The organism is Mucilaginibacter sp. (genome assembly GCF_036383575.1).
In the GTDB taxonomy this organism is placed as follows: domain Bacteria; phylum Bacteroidota; class Bacteroidia; order Sphingobacteriales; family Sphingobacteriaceae; genus Mucilaginibacter.
The window spans coordinates 1-2,146 of sequence record NZ_DASVOB010000277.1; the positions used below are offsets into that span (position 1 = coordinate 1).

Consider the following 2,146-nt stretch of genomic DNA (forward strand, 5'->3'; position numbering starts at 1 on the left):
AGTATCCGGCGATATGATGGGGTTAATATTTGCAGGCCGGGCAAACCCACCAAATGCCCATGACGGCAACTTATTGGCAGCCGACTGGCCATAACACAACTGGGCAAATAATAACGAAAACAGAATGCTTCCCTTCCGTAAAAAGTTCATCATGATGAGTGGCTTATGTGTTTTGTTTAAAATTGGCTGATATTCCTGATATCTATATCTCTCCGCAATAATATCGCACAAAAAACATTGAAAACAAAGCAGATACCAGTTATTTTCTTTTCAAAAATAGTAAATTTATATCCTGTTAAACCAATTACCTATCCTGCAAAAAGGTATAATTTTAAGCCGATGAGAAAACTTTTTTTACTCACTTTTTTATTCTTTGTATTACGGGCTAACTCTCAAACTGCTACGCCACGGCAGCAATTCCCGGGCTTGTTTGAGGCAGTTCAAACTTCAACCATTTTCCCTGACAATAAAACTTTTGTTGATGCAGTACCTAAACAGGATCCAGCGCTGATCATGAAAGCTTATAACGAGCAAAAAGATAAGCCCGGGTTTAGTCTGCAGGCATTTGTATTGGCTAATTTCAATGTACCTGTGTCACATAATAACTTCCAAACTGATATCTCGGCCGGCATCCGCAAACATATTGATACTTTGTGGCAGGTATTACAACGCCGCCCTGATGAAGCAAAACCTTTCTCATCGGCCCTTGCACTACCTAACCCCTACATTGTGCCGGGCGGCAGGTTCAGGGAAATTTACTATTGGGACTCGTACTTTACCATGCTTGGTTTACAGGAAAGCCACCAGTTTAAAGTGATCCATGATATGGTCGAAAACTTTGCTTACCTCATTGATAAATACGGATTTATCCCCAACGGCAACCGCAGCTATTATCTTACCCGTTCGCAGCCGCCATTTTTTGCCATGATGGTAAACTTATTAGCGAAAATTGAAGGAGAGAAAGTGCTGGTACATTTTAGGCCGCAGCTGATCAAAGAATATGAATATTGGATGCATGGCTGGGAAGCAATAAAGACCAACGAAGCGGCACACCGGGTTGTACGGATGCCGGATGGCGTTGTACTGAACCGTTATTGGGACGAAAGTGATGAACCTCGCGAGGAGTCGTATATAAAAGATGTTGATGCAGCCAAAGAAACTAAACAACCGCCTGCGCAATTTTACCGCAATATCCGGGCAGCTGCTGCTTCGGGTTGGGATTTCAGCACACGCTGGTTTGATGCATCCGGTAAGCTACCAACTATACAAACCGCAGATATTATCCCGGTTGACCTGAATTGTTTAATGTATAATTTGGAAATGACCATCGCCCGCAGCCTGAACCAGCTTCCAAATGCCAAGCTTGCTAAAATGTACAGATACAGGGCAAATAGCCGCAAGGCTGCTGTCCTGAAATACTGCTGGAACCAGAAAACAGGCTGGTTTGATGATTACAACTGGCGATTGCAACAACAATCCGCAGTGGAAACACTTGCCGGCGAGTTCCCCCTTGAGTTTAAAATTGCAAGTGATGAGCAGGCCCGCTTAGTAGCCGATGGCCTTAAAAATAATTTTCTGAAACCCGGCGGACTGGTTACTACACCAAACTTTTCCGGTCAGCAATGGGATGCGCCCAACGGATGGGCACCGTTACAGTATATGGCTATAGATGGCCTTGAAAAATACAATTGCAATACATTGGCCAAAGAAATTGCCACCCGCTGGCTAAAGCTCAACATCAGGGTGTTTAAACAAACCGGCAAATTGCTTGAAAAATATAATGTAGTTGATACCCAATTAACTGCCGGCGGCGGCGAATATCCTTTACAGGATGGTTTCGGCTGGACGAACGGTGTACTACTGCATCTGGTGAACAGATATCATATCGATACGGAGCAATTGGAAAAGACACCGGCGGAAGTTCAGAATTGATTGATTGGGAAAGCATGTTATAGAACCCAGACTTACGAAGTTTCGAAAACTTCGTAAGTCTTTAACTAATCATAAATCATGTCATTGCGAGTAACCATCAGGGGTACCTGAAAAAAAATGTAATGACGTGCCCTGCGATGAGAAGTAAGATATTTGCGGAATAAACAGGGCAAATTAGACACCCCGTATAACCCTTGGGACCTTATAGAGTCCG

General features: G+C 43.5%; 1 protein-coding gene. It reads left to right on the plus strand.

What is annotated here, in order from left to right:
* Nucleotides 1–339 precede the first annotated feature (339 nt).
* Complete coding sequence (treA, locus tag VF500_RS09715) at nucleotides 340–1,932, plus strand: alpha,alpha-trehalase TreA (RefSeq protein ID WP_330859486.1); 1,593 nt, start codon at nucleotides 340–342, stop codon at nucleotides 1,930–1,932.
* Nucleotides 1,933–2,146 lie beyond the last annotated feature (214 nt).

Bases quoted from the DNA above. Each gene is read 5' to 3' on its own strand.
- treA (WP_330859486.1), top strand. From the start codon at position 340: ATGAGAAAACTTTTTTTACTCACTTTTTTATTCTTTGTATTACGGGCT.